The following is a 16,030-nucleotide window of genomic DNA, read 5'->3' as shown; positions in this document are numbered from 1 at the left end:
GGGGCATCTCCGATGCGGGCAATAGGGGCTTGGGGGCGATCAGCGCGGGGCAGGCAGCCAAAGTCGTCGGGCAGCAAAGCGCGCCCGACGTTGCGAATGGCTGAAGCGCCATAGCGGAAATGGCGTGGATCAAAACAATCTCCCCCCGGGTAAAAACAGGAAGCCCGTCGAAAAAATAACTGCAGGTCAAAATGACCCTGTAAGGGTCGGAGTCCGGGGGGCTCTGAGTCAACGTTAACGCGCGCTTAACGCTGTTTGAAAACCAGTCTGCCGGGCAGATGCGTCCCGAAAACTGCTCCACGTACCCAATTTTGTGTATGCGCCCGATTGGCCGCCGAAGGGCTTAAGTCACGACCCGTGAAATTTGGTTAACTACAATTCGACGTTCCGGCAGGGATTGTTCGCGAACGGTTGCCAATCATCGGTCTTTGAGATTAGAGCGACGGCCGGTTTATATAAGCTAATTCATACACTTATTACATTCTCGTTCGGCTTTACGACATTGTTCGCGAATCACTTTTCCGCAGTTTTCGAATCAGACGCTTTGCACCGTTCGATCCACCCACAGCCCCAGCCGTTCACGTCAGATAAATCCCGGCGCAGACCAATTGAGTCTTGCGAACGCGGACAACCGCCCGGTTATAGTGAACGCAAATCTGTAAAAGGATATTTTCATGACCAAGAAATCCGATAGCTCGAAGAACGGGACCGAGACGCCGACCCCTCCGCTGAACGAAGCAGAGGTGGCCGAGAAGATCGCCAAGTTGCGCGCTCAGGTCCGGGAAAGCTTTGGCAAGGTCGTCATGGCGATGATGACCCAGCCCAGATACCGCCATCAGACCCTGTCGGACCTTCAGCATCTGGTGCTGGAACCATTGACCGTCGATCGTATCGCCATGGCCTACACCAAAGATGCCGGCGGGCCGTCGGGCGACATGGCTGGCATGGCGATCTGGGCCAGCGTGTCCGAAGAGGTCGATCTGAAAATCCGAGATCAGATCAAGGCAGGGGTTTATCCGATCCGGCTGAAGCCCAATGAGTGGGTATCGGGGAATATCAACTGGTTACTGGACGTGATTGCGATCGACCAGAAAACCACCGGCAGCGTCATCGCGAACTTTCAGCAGGTGATCAAAGACGGCGAGTTGCGCCTTCATCCGATCATCACGCGTCTGGTGGATGCCGACACGTTGGAGCGGATCCAGAAGCACCAGAAAGCCGACGCCGAGGCTTGATAGGTTGGTCAGGCCCTGCGGTGACGACAGCAAGGGGATAGCGCCGCGGCAATGAGACGGTGGGAAAATCCATACACGGTGGCGATGCGCCGTATGCGCCGGACCTTTGTGGTGGTCGCGGTATTTTCGGCCGTTGTGAACGTGCTGATGCTGACCGGGCCGATGTTCATGCTGCAGGTCTACGACCGGGTGCTGTCATCCGGGTCGCTGGCCACGCTGCAAGGGCTCTTTATCATCGTCGTGGTGCTGTATGCCTTTCTGGCACTGTATGATTTCCTGCGCACACGGCTGCTGTCACGCGCCGCGATGCGGTTGGATCAGGCGGTAGGGCAAGACGCGTTTGCAGCTTGGATGCGGTCGGGGCTTGCGGGCAGCAAAGATCTGACCCGGCCGCTGAACGATCTGGCGATCCTGCGCGGGTTTCTGTCCAGCCCTGCGATGCTGGGGCTTTTCGATGCGCCATGGATCCCCTTCTACCTGTTGATCGTCTGGGTCGTGCACCCTTGGCTGGGGATGCTGGCACTGGCCGGTGTGGGCGTCGTCGTGACCCTGGCGCTGTTGAACCAGGCATTGACGCGTCGCCACCATGCGCAGGCGATGAGCATGGATGCGTCAGAGAGCTTTTTCGTCGAACAGGCGCGTCGCACGGCGGATGCCATCCTGCCGCTTGGCATGGCAGACCGCGTCGCCGATCGGTGGAGCGCGATGCATTCGCGCGGCTTGGCCACCGGACAGATCGGCGGCGACCGGGCCGAAGGCTTTGCCGCCACGTCCAAGGCGTTCAGACTGTTGTTGCAATCGGCGCTCTTGGGCCTTGGCGGGTATCTGGCGCTGCAGCAGGAGATCTCTCCGGGCATGATTATCGCGTCGTCGATTATCGCAGGCCGGGCGCTGGCACCGGTTGATCTGGTCATCGGTCAGTGGCGCAACGTGGTCCGCGCCCGCGAGGCGCACAAGCGGCTGAAGGCCATGTTCAAAGCTATGCCAGCCCCGCGCGACCGGGTGAACCTGCCGGACCCGACAGGCCACCTGACGGTCCGTGCGCTGACGAAATACGCCCCCGGCCAGAAGGCCGCCGGGGATGCCCCGCCGATCTTGGACGAGGTGTCCTTCGCCCTAGAGCCCGGAGATGCCGTGGGTGTCATCGGGCCGTCGGCGTCGGGCAAATCTACTTTGGCGCGGCTGCTGACGGGCGCGTGGCAGCCCGACTCGGGCGAGGTGCGTCTGGACGGTGCGACGCTGGATCAATGGCCACCAGAGGCACTGGGTCGACACATCGGGTACCTGCCGCAGCATTTGGAAATGCTGGCCGGGACGATCCGGGACAACATCGCCCGTTTCGATCCTGATACGGACGACGAAAAGGTCATCGCCGCGGCCAAGCTGGCGGGCGTGCACGAAATGGTGCTGGGCCTGCCCGAAGGCTACGCGACCGAACTGGGATTCGGGCTGGACGCCCTTTCCGGCGGTCAGGTGCAGCGGATCGGGCTGGCCCGCGCGGTCTATGGGATGCCGCGCTATGTCATTCTGGATGAACCCAATTCCAACCTTGACGCGGCGGGGGATGACGCACTGGCCCGCGCGATCGTCGCACTGAGAGAGGCCGGATCCACCGTCGTCGTCATGGCCCACAGGCCTTCTGCCATTGCCGCGGTGAACAAGGTGCTGGTCCTGCATCATGGCCGGGTCGCAGAGTTCGGGCCAAAAGAGAACGTGCTGCAAAAGATGTCGGCCCCTCAGCGCACCCGGAGCACAGCCAAACCCGCCACGCCGGAGCCTGCGAAATGACCCTAGCCATCGATACCGGACCCAAGTTGCGCACCGGGTTGCGCGCGGCCTCTTGGCTGGGGCTGGTCGCGGCGGTCGCGCTGTTTTCCGCCTTTGTCTACTGGGCGCAAAGCACAAATATCGCCGGGGCGGTCATTGCCACCGGCACGGTCGAGGTGGTGGGCAAGCCCAAGTCGGTACAGCATCTGGACGGCGGTGTGGTCGAAGAGATCCTTGTCGAAGACGGCCAGTCAGTGACCCAGGGCGACGTGTTGGTGCGGCTGGATGCGACCCTGTTGTCGGCGAATTTGGATATCTATCGCACCCGCCTGTCCGAAGCGATTGCCCTGCGCGAACGTCTGCTGGCGGAACAGGTCGGCGCAGATCAGATTACTCTGTCGGCCGATGACCCACTGACCGCGGGCGTCGACATCGCCTCACACCGCGACGGACAGGCCGCCATTTTTGAGGCGCGGCGGATATTCGAAGCAGGTCGCCGGGAACAATTAACCGAAAAGATCGCGCAGTTTCGCAACCAGACCACCGGGGTCGAAGGGCTGATCGCCTCGAAAGAGGAACAGTTGAAATTGCTGGAGGATGAGCTCGCCTCGGTCCAGAGTTTGGCAGACAAAGGGCTGGCGCGGGCCAATGCAGTTCTGGCGCTGCGCCGTAATCAGGCGGATCTGTTGGGTCAGATCGCAGAACCCCGATCGGAACTGGCGCGCATCCAGAATTCCATCCGAGATACCGAACTGGAGATCCTGCAGGGTGAACGTCAGATGCGGGAACAGGTGGCCACCGAACTGCGTCAGGTCACCAACAACATCCACGAATTACGTCAGCAGATCCTGTCGACCGAAAAGCAGCTTAGCCGGATCGATATCCGCGCACCTGTGACGGGTCGGATCCATGAAATGCAGATCACGACCCTTGGCGGCGTGGTGCCCCCCGGCGCGACCATCCTGCAGATCGTGCCAGTGGACGAGGCGCTGAGTTTCTCGGTCCGCGTCGATCCGGCCTCAATTGATCAGGTCTATGTCGGGCAGGACGCGACCCTGCGGTTTCCCGCATTCAATCAGCGCACCACGCCCGAACTTTACGGTGCGGTGATCGACGTCTCTCCGACTTCTGTGGTGGACGAAGCGACGGGCATGGCTTTTTACCGTGTGCGGGTGTCGGCTGATGATGAGGAACTGGCCCGGCTTGGCGATAACCGTCTGGTGCCGGGGATGCCTGTGGAAACCTACCTGCAAACCGGGGACAGATCGGTGCTGAGCTATCTGATGAAACCCCTATCCGAACAGCTAAACCAAGCCTTCCGCGAAGAGTGACCTGCCGCTGCCGCGTCATAAAAGCTTCATTTGCCTTTGCTGCTATATTTCAATAATCCATGAAATATGGAATTAGAAAGCTCTGACCAACTTGCCGTTTTAGGGCATCCGCAGCGTCTGGCGGTGTTTCGGTTGCTGATGCGCCGGTATCCGGACCGCGTCCCGGCGGGTGAGCTGTCGGGCGCGCTTGGCGTCAAGCCCTCCACCATGTCCACCTATCTGTCCGCGCTGCTGCGGGCGGGATTGGTGGCGCAGGACCGGGTGGGCACCTCGCTTCTCTACTCCGTGAATATGACGGCGGTACAACAGCTGTTCGGCTTCCTGTTTCAGGATTGCTGCCGCGGTCGCCCCGATATCTGCACTGACCTGTCCATGTTCCCCAGCCCGGAAAGCGCTGCCATGACCGACCGTAAGTACAATGTCCTGTTCATATGCACCGGCAATTCTGCCCGGTCGATCTTTGCCGAAAGCCTATTACGGTCGCTTGGGCAGGATCGGTTCACCGCTTATTCTGCGGGCACAACGCCAAAATCTGAATTGAACCCGTTTGCCCTGCAGGTCCTTCAGGACAAGGGGCATGACATAGGCGACCTTCGGGCCAAGAACGTATCGGAATTAAGTGGCCCCGACGCGCCAGAGATGGATTTCGTTTTTACCGTCTGCAATCAGGCGGCTAACGAAGAATGCCCAGCTTGGGACGGTCAGCCCATCAGCGGCCATTGGGGCATGGAAGACCCGGTCAAGGCGACAGGCACCAACGCACAGAAAAGCCTTGCCTTCCAACAGGCCTACGGCGCGTTGAAACGGCGGATTGAGGCGTTCACTGCCCTGCCCGTTTCCAGCCTTGATCGCATCGCCCTGCAACAAGCCGTCGACGACATCGGCCGCGTTACCCCGGAGACCACTCAATGACCACCTACGCTCTCAACGGACTTGGCCGGATCGGCAAACTGGCGCTAAAGCCCCTGCTGGATGCAGGCATGACCATCGCGTGGATCAACGACGCGGTGGGCGATCCAGAGATACACGCCCATCTGCTAGAGTTCGACACGGTGCATGGCCGTTGGGATGCGAAGTTTTCCTACGACAACGACAGCGTCACCATCAATGGCACACGCATCCCCTTTATCGGAACGAAGGATCTGACGGCCCTGCCGCTGGACGGTGTCGATGTCGTCATCGATTGCACCGGCGCGTTCAAGACCGACGCGAAACTTGCGCCCTACTTTGATGCGGGCGTGAAAAAGGTCGTCGTTTCGGCCCCGGTCAAGGATGGTGATACGGCGAACATCGTGATGGGCGTGAACGACGACACCTATGACCCTGCGCAGCACCGGATCGTCACGGCGGCATCCTGCACGACGAACTGTCTGGCGCCCGTGGTGAAGGTCATGCATGAAACCTTCGGGATCAAACATGGATCGATGACCACCATCCATGATGTGACCAACACCCAGACCATCGTCGACCGCCCCGCCAAAGACCTGCGCCGCGCGCGGTCAGCGTTGAATTCGCTGATCCCGACCACCACCGGATCGGCCACAGCGATCACCCTGATCTACCCCGAGCTCAAGGGACGGTTGAACGGCCACGCCGTTCGGGTGCCGCTGCTGAACGCGTCACTGACCGACTGTGTGTTTGAGGTTGAGCGTGAGACCACCGCCGAAGAGGTCAACGCCGCGTTCGAAGCTGCCGCCAGCGGTCCCTTGAAGGGCATTCTGGGGTATGAAACCCGGCCGCTGGTGTCGACGGATTACGCCAACGACCCCCGGTCTTCGATCGTGGATGCGCTGTCGACGATGGTGATCAACGGGACACAGGTGAAAATCTACGCTTGGTATGATAACGAATGGGGATATGCCCAGCGGCTGGCGGACGTTGCCCGGATGGTCGGGGCGTCGCTATAACGCTTGACCGCAAAGGCTTTTCCCATGCTTCGACCGCTGATCTTCACGCTTTGTGTAACCACCCCTGGTGCGGCCTTGGCCGCGCTGGAGGTCTGTAATGACAGCGGCGCTTCGGTGTCGATGGCGGTTGGATACAAGGGCGACGATGGCTGGACGTCCGAAGGGTGGTGGAACGTCGACACCGGCACCTGCGAGATACTGATCGCAGGTGACCTGCCCCGCACGCATTATTACTGGCGGGCGGAAAGCAGTGCGATCAGCTTTGACCACGAAAGCTACATGTTCTGCACGCAGGAGACCGAATTCACCATCGTCGGCGACAAGGATTGCGGCGACCGGGGTTACGCCCGCGTTGGATTCAACGAAATCGAACTGGACGGGGCCACAGACTTCACCCTGACGCTGAACGCCCCCGCGGCCAAGAAATCGTCGTCCAAGGCGAAAGAGCCGATGTCAGACCCCGAAGAAAACATCGCCTATCCGGATGACGGCCCACAGATCGACAACGGCCCCGGCACCTTTGGTGAGCCATTGACCATTAGCGGCCGGTTCGAAGGCTGCTGGGCTGTGAACGAAGATCTGGAGTGTGAACTGCATGCCGACGGCTGGGTCTATATCGCGTCCGAGGACGGGCCGACCGCGCCTTCGGTGATCTCGGCCCTGAACAGCTATGAGATCGGGACATTCCTGCAGCTTAGCGGCGACCTGATGCATTACTCGGGCGATCGCGCCGACATCATGGTGCGCGACATCGCCCTCAGCGAACCGCCCGCCGCGCCGCCGTTGCAGGCAGGCCAGATGGATGGGCTTATGGAATTTCTACAGGGCACTTGGGAAGACGACACTGGCAGCGGCACCGCGTGGATGATCCAAGGCAACCGCCTGCGCTGGATCCACGATGCCAATATCGCCGAGGAATACGCCTTTGAACTTCATCCGGAATGCGCGGCCTCGAATGGCGTGGGGCCGGTGATCATAGCCTGGCCGGAATATGATCCCAGCATGGGCCCATCCTGCTGGATCGTGCGCGACACCGGACCGCGACACCTGATCGTCGAAGACGCGGTCGAAGGTGGCGCGCGGTCCTTCAGTTATGTGAATTGAGATGACAGACATATCCCGCGACCGTCCAGAAGGGCTGTCGGCCTATATCGCCGTCACGGCTGCCTATTGGGCTTTCATGCTGACGGACGGCGCATTGCGGATGCTGGTGCTTTTGCACTTTCACACCTTGGGGTTCAGCCCTGTTCAACTGGCATATCTGTTCGTGCTGTACGAGGTGGCGGGGATGGTCACCAACCTGACAGCGGGCTGGATCGCAGCGCGGTTCGGATTGACGGCGACGCTTTATGCCGGATTGGCGATACAGGTCGTGGCGCTGCTGGCCTTGGCGCAATTGGATGCGGGTTGGACCATCGCGGCCTCGGTCGCGTTCGTGATGGGTGTGCAGGGGCTGTCGGGCGTGGCCAAGGATTTGGCCAAGATGTCATCGAAATCCGCGGTCAAGCTGTTGGCCCCCAAGGGCGACGGCGGATTGTTTCGCTGGGTCGCCGTCCTGACCGGATCGAAGAACGCGGTGAAAGGGCTGGGCTTTCTACTGGGCGCCGCGCTTTTGGCGACCGCCGGGTTCGACGGGGCGGTTCTGGGCATGGCGGGCGTGCTGGCACTGATCCTGATCGCTGTGATGGTCTTCATGCCTGCAGGGCTACCGAAGGGTCGTAAGGGGGCCAAGTTTTCTGAAGTCTGGTCGAAATCGCGCAATGTGAACTGGCTGTCGGCGGCACGGGTTTTCCTGTTCGGTGCGCGAGACGTCTGGTTCGTGGTCGGTATCCCGATCTACTTTTACGCTGTGCTGTCGGACGGGACCGAAGATGGCAATCGCGCCGCGTTCTTCATGATCGGAACGTTCATGGCCATCTGGATCATCCTTTACGGGGCGGTCCAGGCCAGCGCCCCCCGGATTCTGCGCGCAGCGACACGGCCCGAGCCAGAGTTGATCAGCGCCGCCCGATCCTGGGCCTGGGCCTTGTTCCTCGTGCCCGCCGCATTGACGGTGGCCATCGCGCTATCCGACGGGCCGCAACTCTGGCTGACCGTCACGCTGGTCGCGGGGCTTCTTGTCTTTGGCGCGATCTTCGCTGTGAACTCTTCTCTGCATTCCTACCTGATCCTCGCCTTTTCGAAATCCGAACGTGTGACGATGGACGTGGGCTTTTACTACATGGCCAATGCCGGCGGACGGCTGCTGGGCACAGTGTTATCCGGCCTGACCTATCAGATTGGCGGGCTAAGCCTTGTGATGGGCACCGCGGCGATCATGGTCGCGCTTGCGGCCCTAACCTCGGGCCGATTGGACCCGCAGTCGGATGGGGCCATGGCATGAGCATCTTTGAACGGTACCTGAGCCTTTGGGTCGCGCTTGCCATGATCGGCGGCGTGCTGATCGGTCAGGCGGCACCGCTGTTGGTGACGGGCATCGCCTCCACCGAAGTGGCGAGCGTCAATTTAGTCGTCGCCGTCCTAATCTGGGCGATGGTCTATCCGATGATGGTCGGCGTCGATTTCGGCGCCGTGTCTGGCGTCGCGCGGCAGCCCAAGGGACTGCTGATCACGCTGGTGGTGAACTGGCTGATCAAACCCTTCACCATGGCGCTTCTGGCCGTGCTGTTTTTCGACCACGTCTTCGCCGCTTGGATCGCACCAGAAGACGCGCCGCAATATATCGCAGGCCTGATCCTGCTGGGTGCCGCACCCTGTACGGCGATGGTCTTCGTCTGGTCGCAACTAACCAAGGGCGATGCGACCTACACGCTGGTACAGGTTTCCGTGAACGACCTGATCATGGTGGTGGCCTTCGCCCCGATTGTCGCGTTCCTGCTCGGGGTCACGGATATCACCGTACCTTGGCAGACGCTGGTGCTGGCCACGGTCCTTTATGTCCTGCTGCCACTTTTGGCGGGCCTTGGGACGCGGCGCCTGTTGGGGACACAAGAGGCGATCGATACGTTTTCCACCAAGATCAAGCCGTGGTCCGTCGTCGGGCTGATCGCCACCGTCGCGATTCTGTTCGGCCTTCAGGGCGATACGATTCTGGCCAAGCCGGGTGTTATCCTGCTGATAGCCGTTCCGATCATCCTGCAAAGCTATGGTATCTTCGCGCTGGCCTATGGCGCGGCCTTTGCGCTGAAGGTGCCACACCGTATCGCCGCCCCCTGCGCCTTGATCGGCACCTCGAACTTTTTCGAATTGGCGGTGGCCGTGGCGATCAGCCTGTTCGGGCTGAATTCCGGTGCGGCGCTGGCCACCGTGGTGGGCGTATTGGTCGAAGTGCCGGTGATGCTGTCGCTGGTCGGCTTTGCAAACCGGACGCGGCACAGGTTTACGGAGCCGACACAGGTCTAACCTGTCTGGCGCAGTCTTATCGAAATGATCGTGAAAATTGGTCGGAGTGAGAGGATTCGAACCTCCGGCCCCTGCCTCCCGAAGACAGTGCTCTACCAGGCTGAGCTACACTCCGACCGTGAGGCTGCGGCGTAGCGCCTTTGGATCATCTTGACAAGAGGGTTGTGCGCCGGGGGCTAACTTTTACCCTCGTGCCGCGTCCAGCCCCGCAGGCGCATCAACGGACCAAGGCGCAGCGCGGCGGGCGTTCCCACGCGCGAACGCGATCTCAGGACGGGCGTGGTGTCGGAAACACCTGCGCGGCTTTCGCGGAACACGATGTACAGCCCGCTGGCGATGACCATGCCTGCGCCGATCAGCGTGCGCGATGAGGGTGTTTCCCCGAACAACAGCGCGCCGAACAAAAGCGCCCACAGGATTTGCGAATATTGCATCGGCGCGACCAGCGCGGCTTCGGTCAGGCGATAGGCGCGGATCATGCAGGTCATCGCAGCAAAGGCCAGCACCGCGGTAAGCGCGACCCGCCCGATGTCCACCAGCGGCATGGGTTGATAGACGAACGGCAGCGCGGCGCCCATGACGGTGAAGTTCGCGACCAACGGATATAGCAGAAGTACGACAGAGCGTTCCTCGGCCCCGATGCGGCGTACGATGACAGACGCGCAGGCCCCGCCGACCGCCGCGGTCAGCGCCGCCAGATGGCCAAGGGTCAGGGTGGTCTGTCCCGGTTGCAGCACGACGATGATCCCTGCAAGGCCGAAAAGGACCGCCAATCCGCGCCGCAGCCTGACCTTTTCGCCGAGGATCGGAATCGCCAGGACCGTGATCAGCAAAGGGGTCGCGAAAAGAATGGCGTAGACCTCGGCCAAGGGCAGGACGGAAAAGGCGTAAAAGGCGCACATGGTGGCGATCACCGCGGCCAGCGTGCGGGCGACGACCCAACCGGGATGCACAGGCTGCAAGGTTCCGGGCGTCGCGTCCCGCAGCAGCATCAGGGTAGCGATCGGAAATGAGAAGAGGACCGAGAAAAAGATCGTCTGGAACGGCGCGTATGCCCCGCCAAGCGTCTTGACCACCACGTCGTGGGTGGAAAACAGGGCAAACCCCAATAGGGCAAAGAGAAGTCCGGGCAGCGGTCCGCGCATGGCGACCTCTTGTCTGTGACATCCTCCCTATGCCTTTCAGACTAGGGCTTTGCAGCCTTCGCGCAAGAAAAAGGCCCCCTCTGCCGGGCAGAAGGGGCCGTGGATTTTGCGTAATGGCGCGTCTTACAGCGATGCGTCCAGTGCTGCGATGACTGCGTCGCCCATTTCGGTCGTGGTGGCCGGGGTCACGCCTTCTTCGTTCAGCAGGTCGGCGGTGCGGATGCCTTGGCCCAGAACCGAGTTGACGGCCTGTTCCAGACGGGTCGCTTCGTCGCCCATGTCGAAGGAATAGCGCAGCGCCATCGCAAAGCTGAGGATACAGGCACAGGGGTTCGCCTTACCCTGACCCGCGATGTCGGGGGCCGAGCCGTGGACCGGTTCGTACAGCGCCTTGGGGCGACCGTTGTCCATAGGTGCGCCAAGCGACGCGGACGGCAACATACCGAGCGAGCCGGTCAACATCGCAGCAAGGTCGGACAGCAGGTCGCCGAAGAGGTTGTCAGTGACGATGACGTCGAACTGCTTGGGCCAGCGGGTCAGCTGCATGGCGCCTGCATCGGCGTACATGTGCGACAGCTCGACCTCGGGGTAATCCTTGCCGACCTCGGTCACGACTTCGCGCCACAGGATGCCGGATTCCATCACGTTGGCCTTTTCCATCGAACACAGCTTTTTGCCACGCTTCATGGCCAGATCGAAGGCAGAGCGCGCGACGCGGTCGATTTCCGACTCGGTATAGCGTTGCGTGTTGATGCCGACGCGTTCGTTGCCTTCTTCGAAGATGCCGCGCGGTTCGCCGAAATAGACGCCAGAGGTCAGTTCGCGCACGATCATGATGTCGAGGCCCGCGACCACATCCTTTTTCAGGGATGAGAAATCCGCCAGCGCGTCAAAGCATTGGGCCGGGCGCAGGTTGGAAAACAGGTCCATTTCCTTGCGCAGGCGCAGCAGGCCACGCTCTGGCTTAACGCTGAAATCAAGGTTGTCGTACTGCGGGCCGCCCACGGCGCCCAGCAGAACGGCGTCGACTTCTTGCGCCTTGGCCATCGTGTCGTCGTGCAGCGGCGTGCCGTGCTTGTCGTAAGCGCAGCCACCGACGAGGTCTTCGGACACGTCGAACTTGATCCCGCGCTTTTCGCCATACCAGTCGATGATCTTGCGGACCTCAGTCATCACGTCGGGGCCGATACCGTCACCGGGAAGGATAAGAAGCGAGGGGTTCGTCATGGGTCTGTCCCTTTTCGTCAGCTGCGGGGCCATCCGTTGCCCCAAGGTCGCGAAGGGCGTAGCCCGCGGCGCGGGCGGGGTCAAGAAAGGCTAGCGCGAAACAGACGCTATAGGGGCTGCAAAATAGGGGCGAGGCCGCGTTCAAGATGATCCCACGCCAGCGCCACCCGAGGGGTGCGCCGCATCGCATCATGCGCAGCCAGCCAGACAGGCAGCGACGGGATGGGCATGTCGTTGAAAATCCGAACAACGCCGGGATCGGCATCGCCTACGGGCCGCTGCCCGAACCCGATCCCGCAGCCCGCGCGCACAAGTTCCCAATAGGTCACCTGATCGTCACAGCGGACCGCGAAATGATCGCGCGTCATCGGCAACCCCATGTCCCGCATCGACCGCAGGATCAGGTCAGATCGGTCAAAGCCTACGACGTCATGGGTCATCAGATCCTGTGGCGATTTCGGCTCTCCTTTCCGGGCCAGATATTCCGGCGCGGCATAGGCACCGATGGGCATCCAGCCGATTTGGCGCGTAACGACATCCAGCTGTTCAGACCGATACATGCGCACGGCAATGTCGGCCTCTCGGAACAACAGGTTCTCCGAGGTATCGGACGGCAACAATTCAATCGCCATTTCCGGCGCGGCGGCGCGCAGGTCAGCGATGATTTCGGGCAGGTGGAAATGCGACACGATCAGCGACGCGGTGATGCGCAGCGTGCCGGACAGACCACGATCTTCGCCCGCAGCAGTCAGGGCGATATCTCCTAAGGCGGCGGCCATACGGCGGGCGGCGGGCAGGATGGCCTCGCCCTGTTCGGTCAGGGTCAGCCCGCGCGGCTGTCGGTGAAACAGATCAAGGCCCAGCGCGTCCTCCAGCCGTTTGATCTGTCGTCCAAGCGTCGGCTGAGATTGGTCCAACTGCCGCGCCGCGCCGGACAGCGATCCCGTGTCGGCCACGGCGAGGAAGGATTGCACCAACGTCCAATCCAATGAACTGAGCAAATCTCTATTCATTCATGAATATCCAATATTCAATCAAAGCCAATATGTAACCAAAACAGAATACCTTAGCTTGGGTCACATCGAAAGGAGAGACGACCATGACCCAACAAAAATCTCAGACTGTTCTGATCCTAGGCCCGACCGGCAAGTCCGGTCGCCACACCGCAAAAGCCTTTGCGGCGCACGGCTGGCAGGTCCGCCGGTTTGATCGCGCGCGCCACGACTTGGTTCAGGAAGCGCATAGTGCCGACGTGATTTATGTCGGCTGGCATCCGTCGAGCTATGAGAAATGGGCAGAAGAGCTGATGCCCATGCATGAGAAGGTCATCGCAGCCGCCAAGGCAAGCGGCGCGACCGTCATCATGCCCGGCAACGTCTATAACTTTGGCCCCGATGCACCGCGCGGCTGGACAGCCGCGACCCCGCATCTGGCGACGAACCCCTTGGCGCGGCTGCGTATTCAGCAAGAGCAGATGTACAAAGCCTCGGGCGTGCAGACGATCATCCTGCGGGCTGGCGATTTCATCGACACCGAAAGTTCGATGACGTGGTTCGAGATGTTCATCGCCGCCAAGGTGGATAAGGGCTTCATCAGCTATCCCGGCGATCTGGATACCGCGCATTCTTGGGCGTACCTGCCCGATCTGGCAGAGGCGGTCGTGCATCTGGCAGAGTGCCGCGATCAGTTGGCCACGTTCGAGGATGTGCCTTTCGCAGGCTACACGCTGACCGGCCAAGAAATGGCAGAAGCCTTGTCCCGCGCCTTGGGACAAAGGATTGTCGCCCGCCGGATGTCGTGGCTGAAATTCCAACTGGTCCGGCCCTTTGTCCCCGTTCTGAAAGGTGTGTTCGAGATGCGGTACCTCTGGGATCTGCCGCACCATTTGGACGGCAGCAAACTGGCCACGCTCTGCCCCGATTTCCGCGCAACCCCGGTTGAGATCGGATTGGCGCAGGCATTGCGGAGGATCGGCAAGGCCGGATCATTCGGGGCTGATACGCGGCAGGTCGATCGTGACCATGATCGGGCTATGCGCGGCGACCTCCGGGGCGAGAGGCAGAAGGTCTGAGCCAAGCACTGTCAGGTCGCTGGAGGGCAGGATGTAATCGACGCGCATGGACCCCGGCCCGGGGTCGGGCCAATGCGCCGTGGCCCGGCCAGACAACCCGGTCGGGTCCTGCAGTCTGGGGTCGGCCAACACGTCCCGCATCAATTGGCGCCGGCCCTGCCCGGCCTCTGGGTCCAGATTAAAGGTTCCCAAGATGACCAAGGGGGGCTTGGGCGGCGCCCCGAGGGAGCCATTCAAACGGTGTGTCCAAAACTTCACCTCATCCGCGTTACGGCGGCCATTGCGATCCTCTGGCCCATCGAACACGGGCGGCGTGGCATGAAAGACCATCAAGGTCAGCGGGGTCAGACCGGGGGGCGAGATCTGCAGTTCCCAATGGACGGTCGAAGACAGGCGTTGGACGTCCGCGCCGGTCGCCTTGTCCCCGACACGTCCCCGCGCATCGATCAACAAAGACCCCGGCACGTCGCGCCACAGCACCTTTGAATGATCCGCGATCAGTCGAACCGGCCACCGCGACAGCACCGCCAGTCCGCCTTGCCCCGGGAAACGGCCATAGCCCTGCGCATCACGCGCCTCACCCAGCCGATCATTTCCATCCAGATCCAATCCGGTGGGTACGCCCGCATTCGGGGTCCGCGAAAAGGCATGGGGATAACGGTCAGGGCCGCCAATTGATGCACGCAGCGCGGTTAGCGCCAGTTGATCATGGTCATAGTCGATCCCGCCCAGCACAAGGATATCGGCCCGGACGGACTGCAAAGCCGCCACCTTATCGGTAATCCGGTCATCGCCTTCGACAATGTCTTGGTAAAGCGTCCCCGGCCCATCGGCGGACAGGTCGGTTTGCCAATAGGCCAGCCGAATGGAATCGGCGCCAGCCGTTGTCGCAAATACCAGCGATAGGAAAAGGATCAGGCGGCTTGCAAGACGTCGTCGCTGCGCGCCTCGGCGTAGGTGCGGCGGCGTTTTTCTTCGATGATATCGGCCACGCGGTACAGCGCGATGCCACGGATCATCAGGTTTGCAGGCAGGAACGCCCATGCGGTCATCACCCAGATCAGGGTATGCGGGTTCGTCACGGCGGACATATCCAGCAAAGCCCCGGCCAGTTTTACAAATGCTGGCAACAGGAATGGCAGCAAGAACCCTAACACGAGGTTAACGATCGAGTCGCGCTTCAGGCGCGTCAGCACGTCGCCACCACCCGTCGGGTCGAACAGCGGAAGGTTGATCCAGACATTGAATGCGCCATAGCGGACGGGCCAGCCGTAGATGCGGACCATCAGGCCAAAGGCCAGAACGCCCAGTAGTGCCACAACATACGCGATGCCAGCCGCGGACCGGACCATGGCGGTCGTTTCGGCCGTGGTGTCGGACGGCAGGGCCAGCAGCACCAGACGTACCGGAGAGAAGGGGAAATCCACTGCGCGAGCCATCAGCTCGGACAGTGTCATCAAAAGAGACGCGATCGGATTTTCCAGCGCTGCGCCGGAAAAGAACACCGTCAGCAGCAGCACCATGGAGAACATGGTGAAATAGCGCATGCGGTTCACAGGCGGGGCAAAGCGGAATTCAAGGATCGACGGGAACTGGCTGTAGTATTCGACGAAGGTGAAGGCCCCGGCGACAAGCGCGACCAGTACGGTGACCTGCGCCGCATCAGCACCAACATCCGGCAACAGAAGTGCCGGCGTCGCTATCGCCAAAGCGATCAATAGAGCGCGAAGAAACGCGCCGGTCATACGGACGATCACTGCTCTTTCCCCTCAAACTGGCCCGAGACGATACGTTGCCGTCTCTGTATCCCAACTTGATGCCGCATTTGCGGTGCCTCATTGTTGCCCTAATCGTGCCGACTTTTCGCCCATAGCTCAAGCCGCGATTTCATAAGACCCGGAAATTGGGGCGATTCCTTGCCTCAACTGGTGCGTTCTTGCATCAA

14 protein-coding genes and 1 tRNA gene are annotated in these 16,030 nt (G+C 61.2%); 9 read left to right on the top strand and 6 right to left on the bottom strand.

Annotated features, from left to right (window positions below):
- Positions 1–674: 674 nt before the first annotated feature.
- From ACI3GR_RS00410 to arsB, 8 genes are all read left to right on the top strand, one after another.
- On the top strand, positions 675–1,235 hold the full coding sequence (locus tag ACI3GR_RS00410) for a toxin-activating lysine-acyltransferase (RefSeq protein WP_407491791.1): 561 nt from the start codon (positions 675–677) through the stop codon (positions 1,233–1,235).
- A gap of 51 nt (positions 1,236–1,286) precedes the next feature.
- The gene (locus ACI3GR_RS00405; protein WP_407491790.1) at positions 1,287–3,023 is read left to right on the top strand and encodes a type I secretion system permease/ATPase; all 1,737 of its coding nucleotides are present in this window, start codon (positions 1,287–1,289) and stop codon (positions 3,021–3,023) included.
- Positions 3,020–4,333: an HlyD family type I secretion periplasmic adaptor subunit gene (locus ACI3GR_RS00400; RefSeq protein WP_407491788.1), complete on the top strand. Its 1,314-nt coding sequence runs from the start codon at positions 3,020–3,022 to the stop codon at positions 4,331–4,333. The genes ACI3GR_RS00405 and ACI3GR_RS00400 overlap by 4 nt, the downstream gene beginning before the upstream one ends.
- Before the next feature lie 66 nt (positions 4,334–4,399).
- On the top strand, positions 4,400–5,245 hold the full coding sequence (locus ACI3GR_RS00395) for an arsenate reductase/protein-tyrosine-phosphatase family protein (RefSeq protein ID WP_407491787.1): 846 nt from the start codon (positions 4,400–4,402) through the stop codon (positions 5,243–5,245).
- On the top strand, positions 5,242–6,240 hold the full coding sequence (locus ACI3GR_RS00390) for an ArsJ-associated glyceraldehyde-3-phosphate dehydrogenase (RefSeq protein WP_407491785.1): 999 nt from the start codon (positions 5,242–5,244) through the stop codon (positions 6,238–6,240). The genes ACI3GR_RS00395 and ACI3GR_RS00390 overlap by 4 nt, the downstream gene beginning before the upstream one ends.
- Before the next feature lie 24 nt (positions 6,241–6,264).
- Complete coding sequence (locus ACI3GR_RS00385; RefSeq protein WP_407491783.1) at positions 6,265–7,344, top strand: DUF1036 domain-containing protein; 1,080 nt, start codon at positions 6,265–6,267, stop codon at positions 7,342–7,344.
- Position 7,345: 1 nt separating this feature from the next.
- Positions 7,346–8,623: an organoarsenical effux MFS transporter ArsJ gene (gene arsJ, locus ACI3GR_RS00380; RefSeq protein WP_407491782.1), complete on the top strand. Its 1,278-nt coding sequence runs from the start codon at positions 7,346–7,348 to the stop codon at positions 8,621–8,623.
- The gene (arsB, locus tag ACI3GR_RS00375) at positions 8,620–9,642 is read left to right on the top strand and encodes an ACR3 family arsenite efflux transporter (RefSeq protein ID WP_407491781.1); all 1,023 of its coding nucleotides are present in this window, start codon (positions 8,620–8,622) and stop codon (positions 9,640–9,642) included. The genes arsJ and arsB overlap by 4 nt, the downstream gene beginning before the upstream one ends.
- Before the next feature lie 38 nt (positions 9,643–9,680).
- Here arsB and ACI3GR_RS00370 read toward each other — a convergent pair.
- The 4 genes from ACI3GR_RS00370 to ACI3GR_RS00355 form a co-directional block, all read right to left on the bottom strand.
- Positions 9,681–9,757 (bottom strand) — tRNA-Pro (locus tag ACI3GR_RS00370).
- A gap of 61 nt (positions 9,758–9,818) precedes the next feature.
- Positions 9,819–10,787 carry a DMT family transporter gene (locus tag ACI3GR_RS00365; protein WP_407491779.1) on the bottom strand — a complete coding sequence of 323 codons (969 nt, stop codon included), beginning with the start codon at positions 10,785–10,787 and terminating at the stop codon, positions 9,819–9,821.
- A 123-nt stretch (positions 10,788–10,910) separates the two neighbouring features.
- Complete coding sequence (gene leuB / locus ACI3GR_RS00360; protein ID WP_407491778.1) at positions 10,911–12,014, bottom strand: 3-isopropylmalate dehydrogenase; 1,104 nt, start codon at positions 12,012–12,014, stop codon at positions 10,911–10,913.
- A 107-nt stretch (positions 12,015–12,121) separates the two neighbouring features.
- Entirely contained in the window at positions 12,122–13,027 is a 906-nt protein-coding gene (locus tag ACI3GR_RS00355; protein ID WP_407491777.1) for a LysR family transcriptional regulator, read from the bottom strand.
- 86 nt (positions 13,028–13,113) lie between these two features.
- On the opposite strand from ACI3GR_RS00355, the gene ACI3GR_RS00350 reads away from it, so the two are divergent.
- Positions 13,114–14,085, top strand: coding sequence for a Rossmann-fold NAD(P)-binding domain-containing protein (locus ACI3GR_RS00350; protein ID WP_407491775.1), 972 nt, complete (start codon positions 13,114–13,116; stop codon positions 14,083–14,085).
- Here ACI3GR_RS00350 and ACI3GR_RS00345 read toward each other — a convergent pair.
- Positions 13,999–14,856 carry an endonuclease/exonuclease/phosphatase family protein gene (locus ACI3GR_RS00345; RefSeq protein ID WP_407491774.1) on the bottom strand — a complete coding sequence of 286 codons (858 nt, stop codon included), beginning with the start codon at positions 14,854–14,856 and terminating at the stop codon, positions 13,999–14,001. The two genes, ACI3GR_RS00350 and ACI3GR_RS00345, sit on opposite strands and share 87 nt — an antisense overlap.
- Before the next feature lie 143 nt (positions 14,857–14,999).
- Positions 15,000–15,842 carry a hypothetical protein gene (locus ACI3GR_RS00340; RefSeq protein ID WP_407491772.1) on the bottom strand — a complete coding sequence of 281 codons (843 nt, stop codon included), beginning with the start codon at positions 15,840–15,842 and terminating at the stop codon, positions 15,000–15,002.
- Positions 15,843–16,030: the final 188 nt, after the last annotated feature.

Source organism: Pseudooceanicola aestuariicola, assembly GCF_045763785.1.
Lineage (GTDB): Bacteria > Pseudomonadota > Alphaproteobacteria > Rhodobacterales > Rhodobacteraceae > Pseudooceanicola.
The sequence above is the reverse complement of the archived record's forward strand: the minus strand, read 5'-3'. Positions and strand labels throughout refer to the sequence as shown.